General features: G+C 74.3%; 27 protein-coding genes and 4 tRNA genes. 17 read left to right on the forward strand and 14 right to left on the reverse strand.

Features of this window, described 5'->3' with window-relative positions:
- Positions 1-28 precede the first annotated feature (28 nt).
- Complete coding sequence (locus tag ACZ5HG_RS03505) at positions 29-529, reverse strand: YajQ family cyclic di-GMP-binding protein (RefSeq protein ID WP_464180429.1); 501 nt, start codon at positions 527-529, stop codon at positions 29-31.
- 147 nt (positions 530-676) lie between these two features.
- Here ACZ5HG_RS03505 and ACZ5HG_RS03510 point away from each other — a divergent pair.
- From ACZ5HG_RS03510 to ACZ5HG_RS03535, 6 genes are all read left to right on the forward strand, one after another.
- Positions 677-758, forward strand: a tRNA-Tyr gene (locus tag ACZ5HG_RS03510).
- Between the two features lie 169 nt (positions 759-927).
- Positions 928-999, forward strand: a tRNA-Thr gene (locus ACZ5HG_RS03515).
- A gap of 50 nt (positions 1000-1049) precedes the next feature.
- Positions 1050-1126, forward strand: a tRNA-Met gene (locus ACZ5HG_RS03520).
- A 77-nt stretch (positions 1127-1203) separates the two neighbouring features.
- Positions 1204-1374, forward strand: a complete 171-nt coding sequence (rpmG, locus tag ACZ5HG_RS03525) for a 50S ribosomal protein L33 (RefSeq protein ID WP_066582309.1) — start codon at positions 1204-1206, stop codon at positions 1372-1374.
- 18 nt (positions 1375-1392) lie between these two features.
- Positions 1393-1842, forward strand: a complete 450-nt coding sequence (locus ACZ5HG_RS03530) for an FAS1-like dehydratase domain-containing protein (RefSeq protein WP_464180430.1) — start codon at positions 1393-1395, stop codon at positions 1840-1842.
- Positions 1842-2267, forward strand: a complete 426-nt coding sequence (locus ACZ5HG_RS03535; RefSeq protein ID WP_464180431.1) for a MaoC family dehydratase — start codon at positions 1842-1844, stop codon at positions 2265-2267. Before ACZ5HG_RS03530 ends, ACZ5HG_RS03535 begins: the two co-directional genes overlap by 1 nt.
- Positions 2268-2357: 90 nt before the next feature.
- On the opposite strand, the gene ACZ5HG_RS03540 is transcribed toward ACZ5HG_RS03535, so the two are convergent.
- On the reverse strand, positions 2358-3419 hold the full coding sequence (locus ACZ5HG_RS03540) for a LacI family DNA-binding transcriptional regulator (protein WP_464180432.1): 1062 nt from the start codon (positions 3417-3419) through the stop codon (positions 2358-2360).
- Between the two features lie 208 nt (positions 3420-3627).
- On the opposite strand from ACZ5HG_RS03540, the gene ACZ5HG_RS03545 reads away from it, so the two are divergent.
- The 3 genes from ACZ5HG_RS03545 to ACZ5HG_RS03555 are packed head-to-tail and all read left to right on the forward strand — an operon-like array spanning position 3628 to position 7567.
- Positions 3628-5214, forward strand: coding sequence for an MFS transporter (locus tag ACZ5HG_RS03545; protein WP_464180433.1), 1587 nt, complete (start codon positions 3628-3630; stop codon positions 5212-5214).
- 11 nt (positions 5215-5225) lie between these two features.
- The gene (locus ACZ5HG_RS03550; RefSeq protein ID WP_464180434.1) at positions 5226-6473 is read left to right on the forward strand and encodes an MFS transporter; all 1248 of its coding nucleotides are present in this window, start codon (positions 5226-5228) and stop codon (positions 6471-6473) included.
- Positions 6470-7567, forward strand: coding sequence for a UDP-N-acetylmuramate dehydrogenase (locus ACZ5HG_RS03555; RefSeq protein WP_464180435.1), 1098 nt, complete (start codon positions 6470-6472; stop codon positions 7565-7567). Before ACZ5HG_RS03550 ends, ACZ5HG_RS03555 begins: the two co-directional genes overlap by 4 nt.
- Positions 7568-7671: 104 nt before the next feature.
- Here the strand turns inward: ACZ5HG_RS03555 and ACZ5HG_RS03560 are convergent, their stop codons facing one another.
- The 6 genes from ACZ5HG_RS03560 to ACZ5HG_RS03585 form a co-directional block, all read right to left on the reverse strand.
- A complete protein-coding gene (locus tag ACZ5HG_RS03560) occupies positions 7672-8703 on the reverse strand; it encodes an adenosine deaminase (RefSeq protein ID WP_464180436.1) in 1032 nt (343 codons plus the stop codon).
- 50 nt (positions 8704-8753) lie between these two features.
- The gene (locus ACZ5HG_RS03565) at positions 8754-9422 is read right to left on the reverse strand and encodes a response regulator (protein ID WP_464180437.1); all 669 of its coding nucleotides are present in this window, start codon (positions 9420-9422) and stop codon (positions 8754-8756) included.
- A complete protein-coding gene (locus ACZ5HG_RS03570; RefSeq protein WP_464180438.1) occupies positions 9419-10729 on the reverse strand; it encodes a sensor histidine kinase in 1311 nt (436 codons plus the stop codon). The genes ACZ5HG_RS03565 and ACZ5HG_RS03570 overlap by 4 nt, the downstream gene beginning before the upstream one ends.
- 25 nt (positions 10730-10754) lie before the next feature.
- Positions 10755-11606: an ABC transporter permease gene (locus tag ACZ5HG_RS03575; RefSeq protein ID WP_464180439.1), complete on the reverse strand. Its 852-nt coding sequence runs from the start codon at positions 11604-11606 to the stop codon at positions 10755-10757.
- Entirely contained in the window at positions 11603-12502 is a 900-nt protein-coding gene (locus tag ACZ5HG_RS03580; RefSeq protein WP_464180440.1) for an ABC transporter ATP-binding protein, read from the reverse strand. Before ACZ5HG_RS03580 ends, ACZ5HG_RS03575 begins: the two co-directional genes overlap by 4 nt.
- 107 nt (positions 12503-12609) lie before the next feature.
- Positions 12610-13857, reverse strand: a complete 1248-nt coding sequence (locus ACZ5HG_RS03585) for a pyridoxal phosphate-dependent aminotransferase (RefSeq protein ID WP_464180441.1) — start codon at positions 13855-13857, stop codon at positions 12610-12612.
- Between the two features lie 208 nt (positions 13858-14065).
- Between ACZ5HG_RS03585 and ACZ5HG_RS03590 the strand changes: the two genes are divergently transcribed.
- The 5 genes from ACZ5HG_RS03590 to rplA all read left to right on the forward strand — a co-directional run bounded on the left by ACZ5HG_RS03590 (position 14066) and on the right by rplA (position 16741).
- Positions 14066-14138, forward strand: a tRNA-Trp gene (locus ACZ5HG_RS03590).
- Positions 14139-14237: 99 nt separating this feature from the next.
- Positions 14238-14522: a preprotein translocase subunit SecE gene (gene secE / locus ACZ5HG_RS03595; RefSeq protein ID WP_464180442.1), complete on the forward strand. Its 285-nt coding sequence runs from the start codon at positions 14238-14240 to the stop codon at positions 14520-14522.
- 77 nt (positions 14523-14599) lie between these two features.
- Positions 14600-15397: a transcription termination/antitermination protein NusG gene (gene nusG / locus ACZ5HG_RS03600; protein WP_464180444.1), complete on the forward strand. Its 798-nt coding sequence runs from the start codon at positions 14600-14602 to the stop codon at positions 15395-15397.
- 97 nt (positions 15398-15494) lie between these two features.
- Positions 15495-15926 (forward strand): 50S ribosomal protein L11, encoded by a 432-nt coding sequence (gene rplK, locus ACZ5HG_RS03605; RefSeq protein WP_464180445.1) that lies wholly within the window; start codon positions 15495-15497, stop codon positions 15924-15926.
- A gap of 95 nt (positions 15927-16021) precedes the next feature.
- Positions 16022-16741 carry a 50S ribosomal protein L1 gene (rplA, locus tag ACZ5HG_RS03610; protein ID WP_464180446.1) on the forward strand — a complete coding sequence of 240 codons (720 nt, stop codon included), beginning with the start codon at positions 16022-16024 and terminating at the stop codon, positions 16739-16741.
- Positions 16742-16823: 82 nt separating this feature from the next.
- On the opposite strand, the gene ACZ5HG_RS03615 is transcribed toward rplA, so the two are convergent.
- Complete coding sequence (locus tag ACZ5HG_RS03615; RefSeq protein ID WP_464180447.1) at positions 16824-17483, reverse strand: hypothetical protein; 660 nt, start codon at positions 17481-17483, stop codon at positions 16824-16826.
- On the reverse strand, positions 17480-17887 hold the full coding sequence (locus tag ACZ5HG_RS03620) for a DUF4383 domain-containing protein (protein ID WP_464180448.1): 408 nt from the start codon (positions 17885-17887) through the stop codon (positions 17480-17482). The genes ACZ5HG_RS03615 and ACZ5HG_RS03620 overlap by 4 nt, the downstream gene beginning before the upstream one ends.
- Before the next feature lie 160 nt (positions 17888-18047).
- Between ACZ5HG_RS03620 and ACZ5HG_RS03625 the strand changes: the two genes are divergently transcribed.
- A complete protein-coding gene (locus tag ACZ5HG_RS03625; RefSeq protein ID WP_464180449.1) occupies positions 18048-18344 on the forward strand; it encodes a thiamine-binding protein in 297 nt (98 codons plus the stop codon).
- Between the two features lie 144 nt (positions 18345-18488).
- Complete coding sequence (locus tag ACZ5HG_RS03630) at positions 18489-19634, forward strand: restriction system modified-DNA reader domain-containing protein (RefSeq protein WP_464180450.1); 1146 nt, start codon at positions 18489-18491, stop codon at positions 19632-19634.
- 82 nt (positions 19635-19716) lie between these two features.
- On the opposite strand, the gene ACZ5HG_RS03635 is transcribed toward ACZ5HG_RS03630, so the two are convergent.
- The 4 genes from ACZ5HG_RS03635 to ACZ5HG_RS03650 form a co-directional block, all read right to left on the reverse strand.
- Positions 19717-20685, reverse strand: a complete 969-nt coding sequence (locus ACZ5HG_RS03635) for an alpha/beta hydrolase (protein WP_464180451.1) — start codon at positions 20683-20685, stop codon at positions 19717-19719.
- 25 nt (positions 20686-20710) lie between these two features.
- A complete protein-coding gene (locus ACZ5HG_RS03640) occupies positions 20711-21673 on the reverse strand; it encodes a zinc-binding dehydrogenase (RefSeq protein ID WP_464180452.1) in 963 nt (320 codons plus the stop codon).
- Positions 21674-21744: 71 nt separating this feature from the next.
- On the reverse strand, positions 21745-23109 hold the full coding sequence (locus ACZ5HG_RS03645; RefSeq protein WP_464180453.1) for an alpha-amylase family protein: 1365 nt from the start codon (positions 23107-23109) through the stop codon (positions 21745-21747).
- 108 nt (positions 23110-23217) lie between these two features.
- Positions 23218-24336, reverse strand: coding sequence for a glycerol dehydrogenase (locus tag ACZ5HG_RS03650; protein ID WP_464182089.1), 1119 nt, complete (start codon positions 24334-24336; stop codon positions 23218-23220).
- A gap of 193 nt (positions 24337-24529) precedes the next feature.
- On the opposite strand from ACZ5HG_RS03650, the gene ACZ5HG_RS03655 reads away from it, so the two are divergent.
- Entirely contained in the window at positions 24530-25534 is a 1005-nt protein-coding gene (locus ACZ5HG_RS03655) for a Gfo/Idh/MocA family protein (RefSeq protein WP_464180454.1), read from the forward strand.
- Positions 25535-25539: the final 5 nt, after the last annotated feature.

The following is a 25539-nucleotide window of genomic DNA, read 5'->3' on the forward strand; positions in this document are numbered from 1 at the left end:
CCGGTCGGGGCCTCGTGCGCGTGCGGGCTCAGCGGTAGTTGATGAACTGCAGCGCCGCGTCGATGTCGTCGGCGCCCTTGAGCAGCGCGATGACCTCCTGGAGGTCGTCACGGCTCTTGGCGGAGACCCGGACCTCGTCGCCCTGGATCTGCGTCTTGACGCCCTTGGGGCCCTCCTCGCGGATGATCTTGGTGACCTTCTTGGCGTTCTCCGAGGACAGGCCCTCCTTGAGGACGCCCTCCAGGCGGTACTCCTTGCCGGAGGCCTTGGGGTCGCCCTCGCCGGTGTCGAACGCCTTGAGGGAGATCCCGCGCTTGATGAGCTTGGTCTGGAAGACGTCCAGCACCGCGCGCACCCGCTCCTCGGAGTTCGCGATCATCACGATCTTCTCGCCGCTCCAGGCGATCGACGCGCCGACGCCCTTGAAGTCGTAGCGCTGCGCGATCTCCTTGACGGCCTGGTTCAGCGCGTTGTCGACCTCCTGCCGGTCGACCTTGCTGACGACGTCGAACGAGGACTCGCTCGCCATGGTGCTCTCCTCCTGCTGCTGCGGTGCGGTCCGGCGGGTGCGTGCCCGCCGGGCGGGGCCGACGTGGACGTGTGTCACGAGCGGCCCCGAACACTTGCTATCCTTCCATCCGCACCCGATGCGTGTTCACGCAGCGGACTGCACCCCGGCGGGTTACCCGAGTGGCCAAAGGGGGCTGACTGTAAATCAGCTGGCAACGCCTACGGGGGTTCGAATCCCTCACCCGCCACCCCTGACAGGGCGTCCTCCTCATGGAGGGCGCCCTGTCGCCGTCTCTGGCGCCGGTGCGGTCGGGTCGGTGAGGGGGGGGTGCGGATCCGCGTGATCATGCGGCGGGGCGGGGTGTGACGGACTCGATTTCACGACCACCCCTCGCAGCGTGTAGCCTAATCCGCGCTGCCCCGATAGCTCAGTGGTAGAGCACTTCCTTGGTAAGGAAGAGGTCACGGGTTCGAATCCCGTTCGGGGCTCTGTGGTGTGTCGCAGGCCGGGACTGATGTCCTGGCCTGCGCTCACCCGAGGCGGGGTAGCTCAGTTGGTGAGAGCGCACGACTCATAATCGTGAGGTCGCGGGTTCGAACCCCGCCCCCGCTACCAGCACTGAATCCAGTGGAGCGTCCGACGGGCGCTCGACGACGAAGATCCAAGCGCTTCGCGCGAGAGGTGGCAAGACCATGGCCAGCAAGAGCTCGGACGTCCGTCCGAAGATCACGCTCGCGTGCACGGAGTGCAAGGAGCGGAACTACATCACCAAGAAGAACCGTCGGAACGACCCCGACCGGCTCGAGATGAAGAAGTTCTGCCCGCGCGACGGCCGTCACACGGTCCACCGCGAGACCCGCTGACCTCGTCAGCTCACCGTCGTGGCCGTCAACCCTGAGTACGCGGGACGCGAGTACCCGCCGAACGAGGTGTACGTCGTCGGCCACGAGAAGCTCCGCGAGTTCGCGGAGGCGGTGGGGGCCACGCACGCGGCCCACACCGACCGGGAGGCGGCGCTGGCGCTCGGGTACCCCGACGTCATCGCACCGCCGACCTTCGCCGTCGTCGTCGCGCAGCGCGCCGAGGCGCAGCTGATCCAGGACCCTGAGGCCCGGATCGACTTCAGCCGCGTCGTCCACGCCGACGAGCGGTTCGTGCACCACCGTCCGATCCACGCGGGTGACCGCCTGGTGACGGTGCTGCACGTGGACGCGATCACCGAGCGCGCCGGTCTGTCGATGGTGACGACCCGCGCCGTGATCTCCGCCGAGGACGGCGAGCCCGTCGCCTCGGTCACCTCGACCCTCGCCGTGCGGGGGGAGGACGGCTGATGGCCCTGCCCCTGATCGCGGACCTGGCCGTCGGCCAGGAGGTCGCCCGTCGGGAGATCGCCGTGGACCGGTCCCGCCTGGTGCGGTACGCCGGCGCCAGCGGCGACTTCAACCCGATCCACTGGAACGACCGCTTCGCCACCGAGGTCGGCCTGCCCGGCGTGATCGCCCACGGCATGTGGACCATGGGTGCCGCCGTCGGCGTCGTCGCGGACTGGCTGGGCGATCCCGGCGCGGTCGTGGACTACCAGACGCGGTTCAGCCGCCCGGTCGCCGTGCCGGACCCGGGCGAGGCCGTGGTCGAGGTCGTCGCCACCGTGGGTGCGCTGGACGTCGAGTCCGGCACCGCGCGGATCGACCTCGCGGTGACCTTCGGCGGGCAGCGCGTGCTCGCCAAGTCGCAGGCGCTCGTCCGCCTGGGCTGACCGCTCCGCGCTCACCCGGACCGCGCGTCCACCCGGACCGCGCGTCCACCCGGGCCGCGCGTCCACCCGGACCGCGCCCGCCCGCACGCCTCAGGCCGGTGCCGGCCCCGTCGTCGTCCCCACCCGCAGGTGCACCGGCAGCACGGCGTCCTCCGGGGTCTCGCCGGCGAGCAGCTGCTGCACGGCCCGTCCGACCACCGCACCCTTCTCCGCGATCGGCTGCACCACCGTCGTCAGCACGTCGGGCGCGAGCCAGGGCAGGTCCAGGCCGTCGAAGCCGGCGATCGAGACGTCCTCCGGCACGCGCAGGCCGAGCTCTCGTGCGCCGAGCACCACGCCGGACGCCAGCAGGTCGGACTGCGCGACGATCGCGGTGGGCCGCCGGTCGGCGGGCACGTCGAGCAGCACGTGGGCGGCGGCGGTGCCGTGCTCGACCAGGGACGCGGGGGTCTCGTAGACGGCGGTGGGGGTGACGCCGACGTCGGTCATGCCGTCCAGGCGGCGGCGGGCGATCTGCCACCGGATCGACGCCAGGCGCTCCGGGCTCGCGATCTCGTCGTGCCGGTCGGGGCCGAACGGCAGGGTGACCGTGGCGATCCGGGTGTGCCCGAGGTCGAGCAGGTGCCGGGTGGCCTCGGCGACGCCGGCGCGGTCCGCGATGCCGACGGTGGTGACGTCGAGCTCGTGCCCCTCGACGACGACGGCGGGGATCCCGCGCCGGGCGAGCGCCTGGAGCGTGGGGTCCTCGGTGGTGCCGCCCCAGATCATCACGGCGACGTCCATCGCGGCGGACTCGACCAGCGGGTCGACGGGGGCCTCGTCGGGGCCGGTGGGCCCGGGGATCAGCAGCACGCCGAGCCCGAGCGGGCCGATCGTGTCGACCAGGCCGTCGAGCACCTGCACGGACACGGGGTCGCGGAACGAGCGCTTGAGCGCGTCGCCGACCACCACGCCGACGATCCCGGACCGGCCGCTGCGCAGCTGGCGCCCGAGCGGGTTCGGGCCGGAGTAGCCGAGCGCCGCGGCCGCGTCGAGCACGCGGCGGCGGGTGGCCTCGGCGATCGGCCCGGCGCCGGAGAAGGCGAGGGAGGCGGTGGAGACCGAGACGCCCGCGGAGGAGGCGACGTCGGCGAGGGTCGGCCGCTGCGACACCGGGCCTCCTGCGCGTCGGGACTCCGAGGAGTCGGGGGCGGGGACGACGCACGCCCCCGGGTGAGAACGGCGCCAACCCGGTTGACGCCGCCGTCAGCGTACCCGCAGACTTGACGCCGTCCCCGAATCGTTTCGAAGTCCGCCTGCGAGCGTGATCGAATCGATTCGAGAAACCCTCCGACCACCACAGCAGCACCCTGGAGATGCCGTGAGCAAGCCGCGGGCCCGCACCGGCCGCGCCTCCCTCCGTCCGGCAGGACGTCGCCCCCGAGCCACCGCCCCGATGGGGACGCCCGCCCGCGGGGGACGTCCGCACGCGCCGGCGGACCCGTCCGTGGTCCGCGCGCGCTGGCTGCTGATGGGCCTGTTCGCGCTGAACGGCCTGATGTTCTCGGGCTGGCTCGCGCGGATCCCCGCGGTGCGCGACGCCCTCGGCATGAGTGCGGCGGAGCTCGGCGGCATCCTGATCGCCGGGTCGATCGGCTCGCTGGCCACCGTGTCCGTCGCCGGGATGCTGGTCAACCGGTACGGCGGGCGCTTCGTGCTGTACCTGTCGACGGCCGCGTTCGCGGCGGCCTACGTGCTGATCGGCCTCGGCCCCACCTGGGGGTCGGTGCCGATCACGGCGGTCGGCATCTTCCTGTCCGGGGCGGGCTTCGCGCTGGGCAACGTGCCGCTGAACGTCGAGACCGCCGCCGTCGAGCGTCGGCTCGGCCGCACGGTGCTGCCGCAGTTCCACGCGGCCTTCTCGATCGGCTCGGTGCTGGGCTCCGGCGTCGGTGCGCTCGCCGCCTTCGGCCAGGTGCCGCTGCTCGCGCAGTTCGCCGCCACCGCGGTCGTCGGCACGGTGTGGCGGATGGCGTCCGTGCCGGGTGCGGTGATCGAGTCGGTGCCGACGCCCCGGACTCCCCGCGACGGGGCGCGGTCCGTCCGACCGCGGGTCGAGGGCGGCGCGCTCGCCCGGCTGCGCGCCCGCCGCACCCGCCCCGGCGCCGCGCTGGGTGCCTGGCGCGAGCCGCGCACGCTGCTGATCGGTGTGGTGATCATGTCCGCCGCGCTGTCCGAGGGCTCGGCCAACGACTGGCTGGCGCTCGCGGTGGTGGACGGCTTCGACCAGGCCGAGGCGGTCGGCGCCGCGATGTTCGGCGTGTTCGTCGGCGCGATGACCGCGGTGCGGCTGCTCGGCACCCGGCTGATCGACCGGTACGGCCGGGTCGCGGTGCTGCGCGGGTCGGGGGCCGTCTCCTTCGGCGGTCTGGTGCTGTTCGGCTTCGCGCCCACGCTGCCGCTGGCGGCGGTCGGGATCGTCGCGTGGGGCTTCGGTGCCGCGCTGACCGTGCCGATCGGCATCGCTGCCGCCTCCGACGACCCGCTGCGCGCCGCGAGCCGGGTGGCCGTGGTGTCCGCGTTCTCCTCGACGGCGTCCCTGGCGGCGCCCCCGCTGCTCGGTCTGGCCGCCGAGGTGATGGGCCCGCGGCACGCGCTGGTGCTGATCACCGTGGCGATGGTGACCTCGGTGCTCCTGGCGAGCACCGTGCGCCGGCCGGACGCCGCCGACCAGGACCCCACTGCGCCCGTGGACGACCCGGCGCTCCCCGTGGTGGCGACCGCCGACGGCGTGACCGTCGCGCTGCCCGACGCCGGGTCGGCCGCCGGCCTCGCCGTGCCCGCACCGCGCGCCGACGGCGCCGACCGCACCTGCCTGGCCTCCTCGGGTACCGTGCGGGACGACGCCCCGCGTGAGCACCCTGCCCCTGCCGCACGCCCTGCCCCTGCCGCACGCACCGAGCGCTGAGAGCGACGACGATGACCTCGACCATGGATCCGCGCGCGGTCCGGAACGCCTCCTTCGCGGTGTTCGCGGTGTTCGTGCTCAACGGCTTCAACTTCTCCTCCTGGGCGGCGCGGCTGCCCGCCGTGCGCGACGCGCTCGACCTGCCGGCGACCCGGATGGGCCTGCTGCTGCTGGTCGGCTCGGTGGGCTCGCTGATCGCCCTGCCGCTGTCCGGCCTGGTGGTCACCCGGATCGGTGCCCCGCGCGCCGTGATGGTCTTCGCGACGCTCAACGCGACGGGTCTGGCGGTCGCTGCGAGCGGGGTGGCCGCCGGGCAGGTGGTGATCACCGCCGCCGGTCTGGTCGTCTTCGGCGTCGGCACGGGCGTGTGGGACGCCGCGATGAACCTGGAGGGCGCGCTGGTCGAGCAGCGGCTCGGTCGCACGGTGATGCCCCGGTACCACGCGGGCTTCTCGGTCGGCACGGTGATCGCGGCCGGCGTCGCGGCGGTGGCGGCCGGCGCGCACGTGCCCGTGATCGTGCACGTGCCGGTCGCCGTGGCGCTGTCCACCGTCGGCGTGCTGGTGGCGGTGCGGTACTTCCTGCCCGCCGGGCACGGCGCCGAGCTCGCCGGGGCGACCGCCGAGGGGGCGACCGTCGGCGCCGAGGTGCGGGGCACGTCGGTCTTCGGGGCGTGGCTGGAGCCGCGCACGCTGCTGATCGGCCTGGTCGTGCTGGCCGCCGCGCTCACCGAGGGCGCGGGCAACGACTGGATGAGCCTGGCGGTGGTGGACGGCTTCGACCAGAGCGACGCCGTGGGTGCGCTGTCCTTCGGCATCTTCGTCTCCGCGATGACCCTGATGCGCTTCCTCGGCACGGCGCTGCTCGACCGGTTCGGACGGGTGGCGGTGCTCCGGCTGTGCGCCGGGCTCGCGCTGGTCGGCCTGCTGATCTTCGGCCTGGTGCCGGACGACATGCTGTGGCTCGCCGTCGCCGGTGCAGTGCTCTGGGGCATGGGTGCGGCCCTCGGGTTCCCGGTGGGCATGAGCGCCGCCAGCGACGACCCGCTGCGCGCCGCCGCCCGGGTGAGCGTGGTCTCCACGATCGGCTACACGGCGTTCCTCGCCGGACCGCCGCTGCTCGGCCTGCTCGCCGGCCATCTCGGCTACCGGCACGCGCTGCTGGTGATCGTGGTGCCGATCGTGATCGGTCTGCTGGTCGTGAACGCGGCAGCACCGCCGCGCCAGCAGGTGCCGGAGCGGCCTACCCTCGTGCCGTGAGCATCGAGGTGCAGAGCACGACCTTCGCGGACCTGACCACCCTCGGCGTCGGCGGCCCCGCGTCCCGGTTCGTCGAGACGAGCACCGAGGCCGAGCTGATCGACACCGTGCGTGCCGCGGACGCCGACGGCATCCCGCTGCTGGTGATCGGCGGCGGGTCCAACCTGCTGGTCGGCGACGCCGGCTTCGACGGGCTGGTGGTGCGGGACGGCCGCAGCGACCTGACCACGCCGGACCACTCCGCCTGCGCGGGCGTGACCGTGACCGTGGCGGCGGGCACCCCGTGGGACGAGGTCGTCGCGTACGCCACCGGCCACCGGCTGATGGGCGTCGAGGCGCTGTCCGGCATCCCGGGGTCCACCGGCGCGACCCCGGTGCAGAACGTCGGCGCCTACGGCCAGGAGGTCGCGCAGACCATCGCCACCGTGCGGGTGTGGGACCGCGGGCGCGGGCGCGTGCGGACGCTGCCGCTGGTGGACCTGGCGTTCGGCTACCGCACCTCGCTGCTCAAGCGCTCGATGCGCGCGCTGCCGGACGACGGCGCCGACGCCGGGGCCCCGTGGTTCCCGACCCCGCGCTACGTGGTGCTCGACGTGACCTTCCAGCTCCGCGTCGCCCCGCTGTCCGAGAAGATCCGCTACGCCGAGCTGGCCTCGACGCTGGACATCGCGGTGGGGGAGCGTGCGCCGCTGGCCGAGGTGCGCGAGGCGGTGCTCACGCTGCGCCGCCGCAAGGGCATGGTGCTCGACCCGACCGATGCCGACACGCGGTCCGCGGGCTCGTTCTTCACCAACCCCGTGCTCACCGAGGCCGACGCCGCCGTGCTGCCGGACGACGCCCCGCGCTACCCGGCCGGCGAGGGCCTGGTGAAGTCCAGCGCGGCCTGGCTGATCGAGCACGCGGGCTTCGCCAAGGGCTTCGGCCTGCCCGGGCCGGCGGCGCTGTCGACCAAGCACACCCTCGCGCTGACCAACCGCGGCGGCGCGAACGCCGGGGACGTGCTGGCGCTGGCCCGCACGGTCCGCGACGGCGTGCAGCAGCGGTTCGGCGTGGTGCTCGAGCCCGAGCCCGTGCTGGTCGGCACCGCGCTCTGACGCCGCGCGCCTCGCGGGCCTCCGGCCACCGAGGTCGCACGAACGCCTGCTTCACGGCAGGCGAAGGGCGCTTTCGTGCACTCTCGACGCGGCCGCGCGGCGCGTCAGGCCGCGGGGTCGGGGGTCGCGAGCCAGGCGTCGACGCCGGCGAGCAGCCGGGCCTGCGTCGCCTCGCCGGCGCGGCTGGCCCGGATCGACGAGCGTGCGAGGTCGGCCAGCTCGGCGTCGGTGAACCCGTGCACCTCGCGAGCGGTCTGGTACTGCGCGACCAGCCGGGAGCCGAACAGCAGCGGGTCGTCGGCGCCGAGCGCCACGGTCGCGCCGGCGTCCACCAGCCGGCGCAGCGGCACGTCGGCCGCCTCCCGGTAGACGCCCAGCGACACGTTGGACGCCGGGCAGACCTCCAGCGCGATCCCCCGATCGACGATCCGGCGCAGCAGCGCGCCGTCCTCGCCCGCGCGCACGCCGTGGCCGAGCCGGTCCGGCGCCAGGTGCTCCATGACCTCGTCCACGTGCGCGGCGCCCAGCAGCTCACCGCCGTGCGGCACCGACGCGAGGCCGGCCCGGCGCGCGATCGAGAACGCGGGGGCGAACTCCGGGGTCTCGCCGCGGCGCTCGTCGTTGGACAGGCCGAAGCCGATCACCTCGCCGGGGCCGTCGCCGGCGTGCCGGGCGGCCAGCCGCGCCAGGATCCGGGCGTCCAGCGGATGCCGCATCCGGGAGGCCGCGACGATCACGCCGACCTCGATCCCGTGGGCCGCCCCGGCCGCGCGCGCCTCGTCCAGCACGATCTCCAGCGCCGGGGTGATGCCGCCGACACCGGGGGCGTAGGAGGTCGGGTCCACCTGGATCTCGAGGCGGCCCGATCCCTCCGCGGCGTCGTCGGCGGCCGCCTCGCGCACGATCCGGCGCAGGTCGTCCTCGCCGCGCACGCACGCCCGCGCCGCGTCGTAGAGCCGCTGGAACCGGAACCAGCCCCGCTCGTCCGCCGGCACGCGCAGCGCCTCGCCGTCGAGCAGGGTGGCGGGCAGCCGGACCCCGCGGTCGGCGGCCATCTCGGCGAGCGTCTGCACGCGCATCGACCCGGTGAAGTGCAGGTGCAGGTGGGCCTTGGGCAGCAGGGACAGGTCGCGCACGTGCGTGAGTCTGCCCGATCCCGCGCGCGCCGACGAACGCGGCGCGCGCCTCACGGGTGCGGCAGGACGCCCCGCTCCATCGCGACCGTGACCGCGCGGGTGCGGTCGTCGACGCCGAGCTTGGCGAAGGCCCGCAGCAGGTGCGTCTTGACGGTGGCCTCGGTGATGAACAGGTCACGCCCGATCGCGCCGTTGGACAGCCCGCGGGCCACACCGGCCAGCACCTCGACCTCGCGCGGGGTCAGTCGCTCGCTCTCCCCGCGCATCTGCTGCACCAGCCGGGACGCGACCGAGGGCGACAGCGCCGACTCCCCGCGTGCGGCCCCGCGCACCCCGGCGACGAGCTGGTCGCGCGGGGTGTCCTTGAGCAGGTAGCCGGTGGCACCGGCCTCGACGGCGCGCAGGATGTCGGCGTCGGTCTCGTAGGTGGTCAGCACGAGCACCCGCACGCCGGGCACCTCGGCGATGATCCGTGCGGTGGCGGCGGCGCCGTCCAGCACCGGCATCCGCAGGTCCATCAGCACCAGGTCCGGGCACAGCTCGGCGGCGGCGGTCACGGCCGCGGCCCCGTCGGCGACCTCGCCGACCACGTCGATGTCCGGCTCGACCGCGAGCAGCCCGGCGAGGCCGGAGCGCACGACGGGGTGGTCGTCGGCGACCAGCACCCGGATCGACCCGCCCACCTGCGCGGACGCGAGTGCGCTGTGCTGCGCGGTCATGCCGTCACCGTCCTGTGCTCGATCGTCGCGTCGCCGCCGGCTCCGGCACCCGTCCCGCCGCCCGGGCCACCCGGCAGCGGCAGCACCAGGCGGACCGTCGTCCCGCGACCGGGCCCGCCGGTCACGTCGAGCGTGCCACCTCCGGCGACCGCCCGGTCCCGCATCCCGCGCAGCCCGACTCCGTCCACGGCGTCGGCGGCCAGCCCGTCGCCGTCGTCCGTCACCTCCAGGGTGGCCCGCGCGCCGTCCTCGGTCAGCCGGAGCAGCACCCGGTCGGCGCGGGCGTGCTTGCGCACGTTCGCCAGCGCCTCCTGCGCTGCGCGCAGCAGCACGACCTCGGTGTCCCGCCCCGCGCTGCCGGTGGTGTCCAGCCGCACGTCCACCCGCACGCCGGTCTCGGCGCCGAAGCGCTCGCCGAGCCGGTCCAGCGCCTCGGCCAGGGTGCTGTCCGCCAGGGCCGCCGGCCCGAACGCCGCCACCAGGGCGCGCGCCTCGGCGAGGTTGTCCCGGGCCACCTGCTCCACCTGCACCACCCGCTCGCGCGCCGCGTCGACCTGCCCGACCTCGAGCTGCGCCTGCACGGTCTGCGCGAGCATCACGACGCTGGTGAACCCCTGGGCGAGCGTGTCGTGGATCTCCTGCGCCATCCGCTCCCGCTCGGCGAGCACCCCGGCCGCGTGGTTGCTGGCGGCGAGCTGTGCCTGCGCGACCTCCAGCTGCTCGATCAGCACCGCGCGCTGCTCGCTCTGCTCGGCGACCCGGGTGATCCACAGCCCCAGCGCCAGGCTGAACGTCAGGCCGACGCCCATCTGCCCGATCAGCGACAGCAGCTCCGGGCCCCGTGCGGACATCTGGAGCGCGATCGTCGTGCAGACCGTGACCGCCATCGCGGCCGAGGTGAGGATGCCGGCCCGCAGCGTGTCGGAGAAGAACCACACCTGCGAGAAGCCGACGAACAGCAGGATCGAGCCGACGGTGCTCACGCCGCTGGCCACCGCCACCACGACGATCAGGATCACCACGTACGCGCGGGTCATCCGGACGTCCCCGCGGATCGCACCGCGCCGGCCCAGCAGCAGGTACGCCACCAGCAGCACGACGATCCCGGCGACCGCCGCAACGATCTGCGGCGAGGGCGGCCAGGCGTGGTCCACCGCGATCATCGACACCGCCGAGATCCCCAGCAGGACGTAGAACGCGAGGTCCCAGCCGGCCAGCGCGCGCCGCCAGAACTCACGACGCTCGCTGGGCGGGGCCAGCCGGGTCACGAAGGCCCGCTCCGGCACGGGGTCGAGCAGCTGCGACATGCGGACAGTGTGGCGCGCCGGGCGCTCAGCCGTCGTCACGGCGACGCCACCGGAAGGTCCGCACGCCGATCACCAGCCCCACCACCAGCCACGCGACCAGCACCGCGGCGGTGGTGCCGTGCGCCCAGGTGCCACCGATCTCCAGCGTGACCATGTCGTCCGGCAGGAACACCGAGCGCATGCCCTGCGCCATCCAGCGCAGCGGGAACACCGAGGCCACGTTCTGCATCCACGACGGCAGGTCGTAGAACGCGAAGAACACGCCGGAGATGAACTGGAGCACCAGCACCACCGGGGTCACGACGGCGCTCGCGGAGCGCGCCGACCGGGGCAGCGACGAGAACCCGACCCCGCACACCGCCCCCGCGGCCGTGCCGAGCACGAGCACCCACGCGAAGGTGAGCCAGCGGTCCGCGGTCGTCGGCAGGTCCACGTCGTAGACCAGCGCGGCGACGGCGAGCAGCAGCGCCACCTGCACCAGCGTGGTCAGGAGCACCTGGCCGACCTTGCCCAGGAAGTACGCGGCGGGCGGCAGGGGCGTGCCGCCGAGCCGCTTGAGCCCGCCGGTGTCGCGCTCCACCGGGATCTGCACGGCCAGGCTCTGGAAGGACGAGAGCAGCACGCCGGTCGCGATCATCCCGGGCAGGAAGTACTGCGAGAACGACACCCCGTCGCCCGTTCCGACGGTGGCGCCGTCCTGGCCGAACACCGTGGAGAAGATCATCAGCATGATCACCGGGTACGCGAAGATGAAGATCACCGCGTCGCGCTCGCGGAAGAACCCGCGCACCTCGTAGCGGGTGCGCTCCAGCCCGAGGCGCAGGGTGCCCGGCAGGGCCGGCGCGGCGGCCGGTCGGCGCGCGGTGGTGGTGCTCATCGGAGGGCCTCCGGGGCGGTGAGGACCGGCGTGCCGGTCGTGGGGTGGGTGGCGTCCTCGGCGATCAGGGAGAGGTAGACGTCCTCGAGCGTCGGCCGGACCACCTGGAGCCCGGGCACCTCGCCGAGCCGGTCGGCCAGCGCGGACACCACCGCGGTCGGCGTCGGCGTGGTGGTCTCGCGCGGCACGCCGTCCTCGGTCCAGCGGACCACGGCCTCGCGCACCGCCCGTCCGCCGAGCTGGGACGGGGTGTCGACCGCGACGACGCGGCCGGAGCGGACCACCGCCACCCGGTCGGCCAGGTGCTCGGCCTCCTCCAGGTAGTGCGTGGTCAGCAGGATCGTGGTGCCCTCGTCGCGCAGCCCGGCGATCAGGTCCCAGAACGCGTGCCGCGCCTCGGGGTCGAAGCCGGTGGTCGGCTCGTCCAGGAACAGCAGCTCGGGCCGGCCGACGATGCCGAGCGCGACGTCGAGCCGGCGCCGCTGACCGCCGGAGAGCGCGCGGGTGCGGGTGCGGGCCTTCTCGCGCAGCCCGACCGCGTCGATGACCTCTTCGGGATCGCGCGGGTCGGGGTAGTACCGGGCGAAGTGGTGCACCAGCTCGCTCACGCTGGCCTCGTCCAGGTCGCTGCTGCTCTGGAGCACGATCCCGATCCGTGCGCGCCAGTCGCGCCCCGCCGTCTGCGGGTCCACGCCGAGCACGCGCACCTCGCCGGCGTCGCGACGGCGGTAGCCCTCGAGGATCTCGACGGTGGTGGTCTTGCCGGCGCCGTTCGGGCCGAGCACCGCCACGATCTCGCCGCGGGCCACCGACAGGTCCAGCCCGTCGACGGCCTGCTTCTCGCCGTACCGCTTGTGCAGCCCGGTCACCCGGACCGCGAGGTCGTTGTCGTCCATGACGTCCACGATCCCGGTGCGCCGGGGGTCGACGGGACGACCGGCCGGTCTGCACCGGGGTCCACCGATCGGTGGACGCCGACGTCAGCCGGAGGCGTCCTGCGAGGTCAGCGGGCCTCGGCGAGCAGCGCCTGGATCCGTCCGACGCCCTCGACCAGGTCCTCGTCGCCCAGCGCGTAGGACAGCCGCAGGTAGCCGCTGGGACCGAAGGCCTCGCCGGGCACCACGGCGACCTCGACCTGGTCGAGGATCAGCGCGGCCAGCTCGGCGGAGGTGGTGGGGGTGACGCCGCGGATCGTGCGGCCGAGCACCCCGGCGACGCTCGGGTAGGCGTAGAACGCGCCCTGCGGGTCCGGGATCACCACGCCGTCGATCTCGCGCAGCATCGAGACCATCGTGCGGCGACGCCGGTCGAAGGCGGTGCGCATCTCGGCCACCGCCGACAGGTCGCCGGTGAGGGCGGCCACCGCGGCGCGCTGCGAGACGTTCGCGACGTTCGAGGTCAGGTGGGACTGGAGGTTCGTGGCGGCCTTGACCACGTCGGTCGGACCGGTGAGCCAGCCCACCCGCCAGCCGGTCATCGCGTAGGTCTTGGCGACGCCGTTGAGCACGACGGTCGTGTCCGCGAGCTCCGGGACCGCGCGCAGCAGCGGCGTGGCGACGGCGCCGTCGTAGGTGAGGTGCTCGTAGATCTCGTCGGTGACCACCCAGATGCCGTGCTCCAGCGCCCAGCGGCCGATCGCGGCGGTCTCGTCCGGCGTGTACACCGCGCCGGTCGGGTTGGAGGGGGAGCAGAGCAGCAGGACCTTGGTGCGCGGGGTGCGGGCGCCCTCGAGCTGGTCGACCGTGACCTTGTAGCCCTGCTCGACGCCGGCCACCACCTCGACCGGCACGCCGCCGGCCAGCCGGACCGCCTCGGGGTAGGTGGTCCAGTACGGCGCCGGCAGCAGCACCTCGTCGCCCGGGTCGAGCAGCGTCGCGAACGCCTGGTAGACCGCCTGCTTGCCGCCGTTGGTCACCAGCACGTCGCGCGGGTCGATCGCGTAGCCGGAGTCGCGCAGCGTCTTGGCGGCGATGGCCTCGCGCAGCACCGGCAGCCCGCCGGCGGGGGAGTAGCGGTGGTTCACCGTGTCGCGGGCGGCGGCGACGGCGGCCTCGACGATGTAGTCCGGCGTGGGGAAGTCGGGCTCGCCGGCGCCGAAGCCGATCACCGGGCGGCCCGCGGCCTTGAGCGCCTTGGCCTTCGCGTCCACCGCCAGGGTGGCCGACTCGGCGATGCTGCCGACGCGTGCGGACACGCGACGGGGGGCGGGTGCGGGGGCGGGGCTGGCGGCGCTCGGGCTCACGGCGACCATCCTCGCAGAACACGGCCGGAGGGCGGCAGGTGGGGATCGAGTGACGGACGCCACGCGGGCGGTGCGGGGCTCCGCGGGCGCCCGACCCCGGAGTGGTTCGACCCGGGCCCTCGCGTCGCGTACAGTGGTCCCCCGGTGGTTGACGTCCACCATGATGAGCCGTGCCCTCCGGGTCGCGGTCACCGTCGTGGGAGACCGACGCCGCCGTAGGGTAGTGGCGCAATTGGTAGCGCACCGGTCTCCAAAACCGGCGGTTGCGAGTTCGAGTCTCGCCTGCCCTGCGCGTGTGGTCACGGACCGCCGACCGTCATCGGGCGGACCGGCGGACGACGGGTGGCACCCGGCGACGGTCGGTGCCCAGAGACGTAGGGGAACGACTGGTGAGCGATTCGGCACCCGCGGCGGCGTCCGACGCGAACGACCGCCCGGAGCGGGCCTCCGGCGGCAGGCCGGGCAGCACCGAGAAGCGTCGGGGCCTGTTCGCCCGCATCGCCCTCTTCGTGCGCCAGGTCGTCGCCGAGCTCAAGAAGGTCGTCCGCCCGACGCGTTCGGAGCTGGTCACCTACACCGCCGTCGTCCTGGTCTTCGTGGCCGTCGTCATGGCCTTCGTGACCGTGGTCGACCTCGGGATCGGCAAGCTCACCTTCTGGATCTTCGGGGGCTGACCCCGGGCCCGTCCGCCGTGGCGGTCGGCCGCAGCAGGACCCCTCAGCCCCATCCGCAGCAGAAAGCAGGTTCGCCCGTGTCGCAGGAATCGCAGGAGCCCACCCTGGGTGCCGCCGAGTCCGAGCTCGACGACGCCCTCGCGTCGGTCGAGGCGGTCGAGGCGCCCGCCGCGGGCTCCGACGAGACGGGCACCGCGGACGTCGAGGTCGAGGAGACCGCCGAGGTCGAGGCCGAGCAGGTCGAGGCCGACGAGGAGCCCGACGTCGAGGAGGACCCGGTCGCCGCGTTCAAGGCGCAGCTGCGGACCCAGCCGGGCGACTGGTACGTCATCCACTCGTACGCGGGCTACGAGAACCGGGTCAAGACGAACCTGGAGAACCGCACGCAGAGCCTCAACATGGAGGACTTCATCTACCAGGTGGAGGTCCCCATGGAGGAGGTCGTGGAGATCAAGAACGCGCAGCGCAAGGTCGTGCGCCGCGTCCGGATCCCCGGCTACGTCCTCGTCCGCATGGACCTCACCGACGAGTCGTGGGGCGCCGTCCGGCACACCCCGGGCGTCACCGGCTTCGTGGGCCACACCCACCAGCCCGTGCCGCTGACCCTCGACGAGGTGTTCTCCATGCTGGCCCCGGCGATCGAGCCGAAGGCGCAGGCCCCCGCGGCCGGCGGTGCCACGGCGAAGGCCGCCCCCACGATCGAGGTCGACTTCACCGTCGGCGAGTCCGTGACCGTCACCGACGGCCCGTTCGACACGCTGCCGGCGACGATCTCCGAGATCAGCCCCGAGAACCAGAAGCTCAAGGTCCTCGTGTCCATCTTCGGCCGGGAGACCCCGGTCGAGCTGTCGTTCAGCCAGGTCGCCAAGATCTGACACCCGTCGCCCGCACCTGCGGGCGCAGGAGAACCGGCAGCACTGCAACCGGGTCATCGCCCACGGCGTCGGCCCACGAGAGAAGAAAGGGTGGCTCATGCCCCCGAAGAAGAAGGTCACCGGCCTCATCAAGCTCCAGATCAACGCCGGTGCGGCGACCCCCGCCCCGCCGATCGGCCCCGCGCTCGGTCAGCACGGCGTGAACATCATGGAGTTCTGCAAGGCCTACAACGCGGCCACCGAGTCGCAGCGCGGCAACGTGATCCCGGTGGAGATCACGGTCTACGAGGACCGTTCCTTCACCTTCATCACCAAGACCCCGCCGGCCGCCGAGCTGATCAAGAAGGCCGCCGGCGTGGCCAAGGGCTCGCCGACCCCGCACACCGTGAAGGTCGCCACGCTGTCCGCCGAGCAGGTCCGCGAGATCGCGACCACCAAGCTCGAGGACCTCAACGCGAACGACCTCGCCGCCGCCGAGAAGATCATCGCCGGCACCGCGCGTTCCATGGGCATCACCGTCCAGGGCTGACGCACCCCGTCCCGCCCCGGAACCCCGGGGCGGGATATCCAGTGGCAGGGCCCTGTGCGGCCCGAGGACCACGACTGCAGAGAAGAGAGAAGCAGATGGCGAAGCACAGCAAGGCCTACCGGGCCGCCGAGGAGAAGATCGAGGCCGGTCGCGTCTACGCGCCGCTCGAGGCGATCCGCCTGGCCCAGGCCACCTCCACCACGAAGTACGACGCGACCGTCGAGATCGCGTTCCGCCTCGGCGTGGACCCCCGCAAGGCCGACCAGATGGTGCGCGGCACCGTCAACCTGCCGCACGGCACCGGCAAGACCGCCCGCGTGATCGTGTTCGCGACCGGTGAGCGTGCCGAGCAGGCCCGCGCCGCCGGTGCGGACGAGGTCGGCGGCGACGAGCTGATCGAGAAGGTCGCGGCCGGGTACACCGACTTCGACTCCGCCGTGGCGACCCCGGACCTCATGGGCAAGGTCGGTCGACTGGGCAAGGTACTCGGCCCCCGTGGCCTGATGCCGAACCCGAAGACCGGCACCGTGACGATGGACGTGGCCAAGGCCGTCACCGACATCAAGGGCGGCAAGATCGAGTTCCGCGTCGACAAGCACGCGAACCTGCACTTCATCATCGGCAAGACGTCGTTCTCCGACATCTCGCTGGTGGAGAACTACGCTGCGGCGCTGGAGGAGATCCTGCGTCTCAAGCCGTCCGCGTCGAAGGGCCGCTACATCTCCAAGGCGACCGTGTCGACCACGAACGGCCCCGGCATCCTGCTGGACCAGAACAAGACCCGTGCCCTCACCGAGGAGTCCGAGGTCGCCTGATCCTCAGCGACTGACGCACCGCAGGCCCGGTCCCCTCGTGGGGGCCGGGCCTGCGGCGTTCCTGCGCACGGACGGGCGGCGGTCAGCCGCCGTGGTGCGCGTGCTCGGCGGGCAGGCCGGGCAGCCCGTGCGAGCCGTGCGGGACCGCGTGCGCCCCCGCGTCGGTGGCGGCCAGACCGGGCACGGTGACCGTGGCGACCAGCAGGGCCGCCAGCGCGAGCGCACCGAGCTGCCCCCACGGTCGCGGGGCGTGCTGAGCAGGGCCGAGCCGGACGCCCAGGGCCAGCGTGATCGCGGCGGCCAGCGCGAGCGTCGCACCGGCGGCCTCGGCGAGCCCGGGGACGCTCCCGGCGGGCAGCGGGCTGAGCAGCACCGCCGGTCCGGTGACCAGCAGCGCGGCGACGGTGCCCGCGACGCCCGGCACCGGCCCTCGGAGCGCCAGCACGGCCCAGGTGAGCGCGGCGGCGGCCAGGGCGACCAGCGGGACGCCGACCAGCGGGTGCGCGGCGACGTGCTCGGCACCGAGGGCCGCGGCGAGCAGGCCGAGCCCGAGGGCGGCGGTGGCGGCGCCGGTCCGCGCGCCGGCCCGGACGGGGAGGGGACGCGCGCGGGCGGCCGACTCGCGGGTGGCCGACGCAGCACCGGCCGACGCGGCCACGGCCGGGGCACCGGCGGCGCGGGGACGCACCGCCGGTGCCGGTCGGGGTGCGACGCCCGGGGACGTCGCGAGGTGGGCGGTCATGCCGTCGCCGGGGAGCCCTCGGTGCGGTCCGCGGCGAGGCCGGCGCCCAGCAGCACCACGGCGCTGGCGAAGTGCAGCACGTTGTCGGCGCCGTTGAGGGCCAGGATGTTCGCACCGGTCCCGATCAGGAACAGGCCGAGCAGGCCGACCAGCAGGTAGACCGCGCCGACCGTGGTGTTGGCGGTGCGCGCGGCCCGGACCGACGAGGTGCCGGCGACCGTGAGCAGGCCGCCGATCGCCAGGTGGATGATGTTGTGCAGCGGGTTGACCTCGAAGATCAGCAGGGTGCCGCCCTCGGTCCCGGCGAAGCCGCTGCCGGACGTGACGACGAACCCGGCGATCCCGACGAGCAGGTAGACGACCCCGAAGACGGTCCCGACGAGGCGGTTGGCTGACTGGCGCATGAGTGCTGTCCTTCCACACCGGGAGCGTCCGGCGTCGACGTGCGCCCCGGTCAGGGACGCACCAGGGGTTCGGAGCCGTCGGCCCGGTGGACGGGTGGAAGGTGCGACACCGGCGGTGCGGGGGTGGACTCGGCCGCACGCCTGGGCCAGGGTGGGGGTCATGCTGGTCGCCTTCTCCGTGTCCCCGCTCGGCGCGGGTGAGTCCGTGACGGATGCCGTGGCCGACGCCGTGCGCGTCGTCCGCGAGTCCGGGCTCCCGCACCGGACCGATGCCATGTTCACCACCGTCGAGGGTGAGTGGGACGAGTGCATGGACGTCGTGCGGCGGGCGGCGGAGGCCGTCGGGCGGCACGCCGGACGGGTCAGCCTGGTGCTCAAGGCCGACATCCGGCCCGGGCACACCGGCGAGCTGACCGGCAAGGTCGACCGGCTGGAGGCCCGGCTGGCCGAGGAGTGACGCCGCGGCCACGGCCGAGGCGTGGACATGTCGTGCAGAACGCACAGGACCGGGCGTGAGTATCCGTCCGGGATGGAAGACTCGGGTGCGGACGTGCGCGGCCGCGAGCGGGTGCGGTGACGCGGGAGAGGGAGCAGCGGACTGATGGCGATCTTCGAGCTCGACGACGGCCGAGGCACCCTCGTCCAGCCGATGCGGCCCAGTGCCGACTCCTTCGAGATCGACTCCACGACGCTGGTCGACGACCACGTCGGGGCGCTGCTGGGCGAGCAGGTGCTCCCCGTGCGGCGCGGCGGCGACGGCACCGGACCGCACCTGCTGGCGCTGGACGCCGCGGCCCGCCCGGTGGTGGTCGAGGTGGTGCAGCTGCTGGACGCCGACGGCCTGGTCCGTGCGCTGCGGCACGCCGGCGGCGCCGCCCGGCTGACCCGCTCCGACCTGGCCCGGATGTACCACGGCGGGCAGGACACCTTCGAGGCGGACCTCGCGGTGTTCCGCGACCGCTCGCCGTTCCTGCGCGCCGAGCAGACCCAGCGCGGGGTGCGGCTGGTGCTGGTGTGCGCCGACGTCGCCGACGGGCTGGCCGACGTGCTCGACTTCGTCTCCACCGGCGCGCAGGTCGAGGTGCTGCGTCTCGGCGTCACCGAGGGGCCCGGCGGACGCCGGTACGTGGACGTCTCGCCGCTGCGCCGCGCGCAGGGCCGGGAGCGCCGGCCGGTGGAGCCGGGCCCGCGCACCGGGTCGATCGCGGTGCAGCCGGCCGTGCCGACGCCTGCGAACCCCACAGCCGCGCCGGAGCAGCCCGCCGCGACCTCGCCCGCCGCGACCCAGCCTGCGGCGGAGCCCGCCGCCGCACCGGCGCAGCCCGCCCGCGCGGACCAGTCGCCCGCGCACGGCCACCTGCACGCCGCCGACGAGACCACCCTGCTCCCCGCGCTGGACGCCGACGGCCTGCCCGTCACCGACCTGCCGGACCCCGCCGACGCCGGGCAGTCCCGTCACGTGGCACCGACCCAGGACGACACCCCGCTGCCCGAGCTCGCGGCGCTGGCCGCCGCCGGCCCGGGTGCCGCCGAGCTGGTCTGGCTGCGGGTGCGCCGGGGTCAGCGCCTGGTCGCGACGCTGCGCGCGGACGGGCTGATCGAGCTGCCCGACGGCTCCGTGCACGCGTCCCCGGACACCGCCGCTGCCGCGGCCGCCGACCTGGAGTCCTCCACGGACGGCTGGCGGGTGTGGCGGTTCGGCGACCACGGGCCCTCGCTGCGCGAGTCGGTCGGCGGGTGGGTCTGAGCCGACCCGATCCCTGTCGACCCGGTCCCCACCGGCCTGGTCCCTGCCGGTCTGGTCCCCGCCCGCTGAGGGCGGCTGCGGCTCAGGACCAGCCGTAGGCCGTCGACCAGCGACCGATCTCGGCGTAGAACCGCTGACGCGCCGGCGCCGGTGACAGCGTGAGGTCGTGCACGCCCCCGGCGATCCGCACCACCGAGACCACGGGCCCGAGCTGGATCGCCCGCCGGGCCAGCAGCTCGACGTCCAGCACCACGTCCACGCCGCGCATCTCCTCGGTCCACCGCGGGCTGATGATCGTGCGCGCCGAGGCGAGCATGAGCACCGGGACCTCGATGTGCAGGCCACGCGCCACCTCGGCGTGCCCCGCGAGGATCGCCGCCAGCCACCCGGCGCGGGCGGGGAACGAGGGCGTCGGACGCCACGTCTCGTCGTAGGTCCACTCGCCGCCGTCCGCCACGCGCAGGGTGCGCGCGTAGAAGCCGGGGTCGATGTTCGGCAGCGCCACCTTGGGCTGGATCATCGCGAGCCGGGCCACCGCGGGGGCGCTGATGTGCCGCACCACGGACGACCCCTGCGTCTCCAGCCACGGGCTGTTGAGGACGAGGCCGTGCACCCGGCCGGGATGCCGGTTGACCCACAGCGAGGCGGTCAGCCCGCCGGTGGAGTGACCCATCAGCATCACGCGGGCGCGGATGCCGAGGTCGCGGTGGATCTGCTCCAGCGCCGCCTCGATCTCCTCGTCGTAGGTGCGCAGGTCGTCGATGTAGCCGGGGGTCTGGTGCGGACGCAGGCTGCGACCGTACTTGCGCAGGTCCAGGGCGTAGAACGCGGCGCCCTGCGCGTGCCAGAACTCGGCGAGACCGGTCTGGAAGAAGTAGTCGGACCAGCCGTGCAGGTACAGCACCGCGCGGGACGGGCGCACCGGCTCCGGGGTGGGCGGGGCGTAGCGCACCAGGCTCGCCACCACCTCGCCCTCGTCGTCGGGGGCGAGCTCGAGGGTGCGGACGCGGTAGTCGTCCCCGAGCACGTCGGGCTGCCAGCGTCCGGCCATCGGGCCTCCTCCTCGGGCGTGCGGGTCAGACCTCGACGACGATCTTGCCGGTCTGCTCGCCGCGCGCCAGCCGGGCGAGCCCGTCGCCGGTCCGGGCCAGCGGCACCGTCGAGTCCACCAGGGGGCGGACGCCGGTCCGGGCCAGGAAGGCGAGCAGCTGCTCGAGGTCCTGCTTGGAGCCCATGGTCGCACCCCGCACCGCGATCTCCAGGAAGAAGATCCGCTGCAGGTCCACCCGCTCCGGGTCGCCGGTGGTGGCACCCGCGACGACGATCGTGCCGCCGGGTCGGACCGAGCGCACCGAGTGGGTCCAGGTGGCCGCGCCGACGGTCTCGATCACCAGGTCCACCCGCACCGGCAGCCGCTCGCCCGGGGCGACGGCCCCGACGGCGCCGAGCTCCAGGGCGCGGGCACGCTTGGCCTCGTCGCGGCTGGTCGCCCACACCTCCAGGCCGGCGGCGGCACCGAGCAGGATCGCGGCGCTGGCCACCCCGCCGCCGGCGCCCTGCACCAGCACGCGCTGGCCCGGGGCGGCCTGACCGGTGGTGAAGAGCATGCGGTATGCGGTCAGCCAGGCCGTCGGCACGCAGGCGGCCTCGACGAAGGACAGCCCGGCGGGCTTGTCGACCAGGTTCCAGGTCGGCACGGCCACCTGCTCGGCGAGGGTGCCGGGGTAGCGCTCGGAGAGCAGCGAGCGGGGCTCGGCCGGTCCGACGCCGTGGCCGCTGGCACCGCCGATCACCGCGTGCAGCACCACCTCGCGGCCGTCGGCGGTCACCCCGGCGGCGTCGGTGCCGAGCACCATCGGCAGCTGCTCGGCGCGCAGGCCCACCCCGCGCAGCGACCACAGGTCGTGCTGGTTGAGGGCGGCGGCGCGCACGTCCACCGTGGTCCAGTGCTCGCGGGCCTCCGGTGCGGGGTGGTCCCCGACGGTCAGCCCGGCCAGCGGGTCGTCACGGTCGAACTGGGTCACCTGGGCTGCGAGCACGATCCGACCCTAGCCCCGCGCGGGCCGCGCCCGGGTGGGACCCCCGGCTCGTGCCCGTGCGGGCGGTCGGCTCAGGGGACGAGCACCGCCCAGCCGCGCGCCGGGATCTCGACCAGCGACCCGCCCGGGGAGGTGGGGTCGGGGCGGCGGGGGAGGTCGTCGGTGCTCGCGTCCTGTCCCGGGCGTCCGGCGAGCAGCACCCGGGCGCCCGCCGGCACCGGCGCCCACCACGGCGCGTCGCCCAGGTCCAGCGCCACCAGCAGAGCCTCGCCCGGGTCGCCGGAGGTCTCGTACAGCAGGTGCTCGCCGGCGACCTCGACCACCCGGGTCCGCGCCCGGTGCAGCCACGGGTGCCGACGGCGCAGCCCGATCAGGGCCTGGTGCCGCCGGTAGGTCAGCCAGGCATCGGGCTCCGGCACGAGGTCGCCGGGTGTCGGCGGGAACGCGGGGCGGACGGCGTCGTCGCCGCCGGCGCGGTCCTCCTTGACGCCGCGGAACGCGAGCTCGTCACCGGCGTAGACCGCCGGGGTGCCCGCGACGGTCATCAGCACCAGCAGCGCGTGCACGGCCAGGTCCGCGTCGCCGACCCGGCTGGTGATCCGGGTGACGTCGTGGTTGCCGACGAAGGTGTACGGCACGAAGGTGTCGAGCAGGGCGTCGTGCCGGCCCAGCGTCCACACCAGCTCGTGCAGGTTGCGGTCGAGGATCGCGCTCCAGATCGCCTTCCACAGCTCGTACTGGGTGACCGCGTCCAGCCCGGACCCGGTGACGAAGGCGGGGTAGTCGCCGTGGATCACCTCGCCCATCAGGTACGCGTCCGGGTGGGCGGCGCGGACCCGGGGGACCACCTGCGCCCAGAACTCCGCGGGCACCGCGTAGGCGGCGTCCAGGCGCCAGCCGTCCACGCCCGCGTCCAGCCAGCGGATCATCACGTCGGCCACCAGGTCCACCACCTGCGGCGACCCGTGGTCGAGCGTCACCAGCGCGCGGTGGCCCTCGAAGCAGTCCCAGGTCGGCGCGGGGCCGGAGCGGTCGATCCGGAACAACGCGTCCTGCGGGGAGCCGGGGCCGTCGGCCAGCGCGGCGCGGAAGGCGGGGTGCTGCTCGCCGACGTGGTTGAACACCCCGTCCAGCAGCACCCGCAGGCCGCGCACGTGCGCCGCGTCGAGCAGGTGGTCCAGGTCCGCGCGGTCACCGAGCCGGGGGTCGATCCGGGTGTGGTCCACGGTGTCGTAGCCGTGGGTGGTGGAGGCGAACACCGGCCCGAGCGCCAGCCCGTTCAGCCCGAGGTCGACCACGTGGTCCAGCCAGCCCTCCAGGTGCCGCAGCCGGTGCACCGGCCCGCCCGGATCGCCGGACCCGTCCAGCGGCGCCCCCGTGAACCCCAACGGGTACACGTGCCACCACATCGCATGGTCCACCCAGCCCGCGCTCATCCGTCCCCGCTCTCTCTCTGCGCGCCGAGTTCGGTGGTTCGGTGCGAGTTCGGTGGTTCCGTGCTCAGTTTCTCGCAGGAACCACCGAACTCGGCGGAGATCCGCGACTCAGTGCCCCCGGTGCAGCACGGGCTCGGGCAGCCCGGCGTCCGTGCGGATCCGGCGGGACAGCCCCTCGATCGAGCGCAGCGCGTCCACCAGGTCCGCCGGGCGGACCGTGAACGGCATGGCGTGGATCGTCTCGCCCTCGGCGGTCGCCGCCTGCGCCACCCGGGTCAGGTCCTCGACGTCGTCGGTGCGCAGGCCGACCTCGGTCAGCGTGGTCGGCAGGCCGACCCGGGTGGTGAACTCCACGAAGTCCCGGATCTCCGCGCTGGGCGCCCCCTCCAGCACCAGCTGGGTCAGCGAGCCGATGTTGACCTTCTGGCCGTGGGTCAGGCCGTGGGTCTGCGGGGCGGCGGTCAGCCCGTTGTGGATCGCGTGCGCCGCCGCCAGGCCGCCGGACTCGAAGCCCAGGCCGGACAGCAGCGTGTTGGCCTCCACGACCTTCTCCACCGCGGGGGTCACCAGGTGCTCGCGCACGGCGTCGACCGCCGGCAGCGCGTTCTCCCACAGCACGTCCCACGACAGCCGGGCCAGCGCCGTGCCGGTGACCGTCGGCAGCCCGCCGGCCATGGTGGTCGCGTCGGTCTTCGCCACCGCGCGTGCCTCGATCCAGGTGGCCAGCGCGTCGCCGACCCCGGCGATGAGGAACTTCACCGGCGCGTTCGCGACGAGCTGGGTGTCGACGAGCACCAGGTCGGGGTTGCGCGGGAAGAACCGGTACTCCTCGAAGCCGCCGTGCTCGTCGTAGATCACCGACAGCGCCGAGCACGGGGCGTCCGTGGAGGCCACCGTCGGCACCGACACCCAGCGCACCCCGGCGAGGTGGCCGGCGGCCTTCGCCGCGTCGATCGTGGAGCCGCCGCCCAGGCCGACCACCACGTCGGCACCGGTCTCCCGGATGCGGGCGGCGATGCCGTCCACCGCCGCCGCGGTGGCGTAGGTGCCGAAGCCGTCCCGGACCAGTGGCAGGTCGGCCGCCGCGAAGGACGCGGTCACGGCGTCCCCGACGAAGCCCCAGACGACGTCGTCCGCGACCACCAGCGGGGTGCGGCCGATCGGCGCCAGCAGCTCGCCGAGACGGTCGATCGCGCCCCGGCCCTGGGCGTAGCGGCCCGGGCTCATCACGGTGCGGATCGGGGTGCGGGCGGATGTGGTGCTCACGGTTCCTCCTCGGATCGGCGCCGGCGCTCGGAGGCCACCGGCGGTCCCCTCCACCGTAGGCACCCGCGAGGGCGACGCGGACCGATCCTGCGGTGCGGTGCGCGCGGCCCGCCGCCCCCTGCCGCGCGTCGGACCCGGCCACTAGGGTCGGTGCATGGCACTCACCGAAGACCCGCGCACCGCGCCGCCGATCCGATGGGGGATCCTCGGCGCCGGCAACATCGCCGGCTCGTTCGCCGACGCCGTCCGCGCCCACACCCGCGCCCAGCTGGTCGCCGTGGGATCGCGCGACCGTGACCGCTCCGAGCGCTTCGCCACCGCCCACGGCATCCCCACCACCCACATCGGCTACCGCGACCTGGTCGAGGACCCGCAGGTCGACGCCGTCTACGTCGCCACCCCGCACTCCCAGCACCGGGAGCACGCGCTGCTCGCCATCGCGGCGGGCAAGCACGTGCTGGTCGAGAAGGCGTTCACCCGCAACGCCGGCGAGGCCGAGGAGGTGTTCGCCGCCGCCCGCGCCGCCGGGGTGTTCGTGATGGAGGCGATGTGGACGCGGTTCCTGCCGCACGTCGCCGCCCTGCACCAGGTGCTCGAGGCCGGTGAGGTGGGCGAGATCATCACGCTGGCCGCCGACCACGGGCAGCACTTCGGCTTCGACCCGGCCAGCCGCCTGTTCGCCCCGGAGCTCGCGGGCGGGGCGCTGCTCGACCTGGGCGTGTACCCGGTGTCCTTCGCGCACGACCTGCTCGGCGTGCCGGACGCGGTGCGGGCGGTCGGCACGCTGACCGAGACCGGCGTGGACGGGCAGATCTCGATGATCCTGTCCTACGGCGAGCGCACCCAGGCCGTGCTCAGCACGACCCTGTGGTCCAAGACGCCGACCACCGCCACGATCTCCGGCACCGAGGGCGTGATCACCGTCGAGGGCTCGTTCTACGCGCCGACGTCCTTCCAGGTGCGGCGGCGGGACGGGCGCTCGTGGTCGTTCCAGCAGCCCGGCACGATGGGCCTGCAGTACGAGGCCGCCGAGGTCGCCCGCCGGGTGGCCGCGGGGGACACCGAGAGCCCGCGGATGACCTGGGCCGACACCCTGGCCGTGCTGCGCACGATGGACGAGGTGCGCGCGCAGGTGGGCGTGGTCTACCCGGGCGAGTGAGCCGG

The sequence above is a fragment of the Cellulomonas sp. GTC20042 genome (assembly GCF_055389595.1).